1 protein-coding gene is annotated in these 662 nt (G+C 60.7%); it reads right to left on the reverse strand.

The features are described from left to right. Positions 1-662 (reverse strand): immunoglobulin-like domain-containing protein (locus tag AD666_RS00030; protein ID WP_156315898.1); only part of this gene is annotated, 662 nt, incomplete at both ends.

Here is a 662-nt window from a genome sequence, read left to right on the forward strand (position 1 = left end):
GATCACCGCGCCGTTGCTCAAGGTCACGGTGACTGGTGTTTGCGCTGGGTTGGTCAGCGTGGCGGTGTAGGTAATCTGACCGCCTTCGGTAATGGTTTCGCTGGCGCTCAGCGTCAGGCCGGTAGTGTCCGCCGAATCGGTGATCGTGGTGACCGCAGGCGTGTTGCTAGGCACCAGATTTTCGAAGTTGCCGCCGGTTGCGCCGGTAATCGTAGTGCTGACAGTGCTGCCGTTGTTGTAAACGTCGTTCGCTGGGGTATCGACGGCGACGGAGCCCGTGGTTTGCCCAGCAGCGATAGTGATGATCGCGCCGTTGCTCAAGGTGACGGTGACTGGCGTCTGCGCCGGGTTGGTCAGCGTAGCGGTGTAGGTGATCTGACCGCCTTCTGTCACTTCATTGGAAGCAGACAAGGTCAAGCCAGTGGTGTCCGCCGAGTCAGTAATCGTGGTGACCGCAGGCGCGGTGCTCGGTACCAGGTTTTCGAAGTTGCCGCCGGTTGCGCCAGTGATGGTAGTGCTGACAGTGCTGCCGTTGTTGTAGACATCGTTCGCCGGAGTATCGACCGCAACAGTGCCAGTGGTTTGGCCCGCAGCGATGGTGATGATCGCGCCGTTGCTCAAGGTGACGGTGACTGGCGTCTGCGCCGGGTTGGTCAGCGTAG

This window comes from Pseudomonas sp. Pf153 (assembly GCF_001269775.1).
GTDB lineage: Bacteria > Pseudomonadota > Gammaproteobacteria > Pseudomonadales > Pseudomonadaceae > Aquipseudomonas > Aquipseudomonas uvaldensis.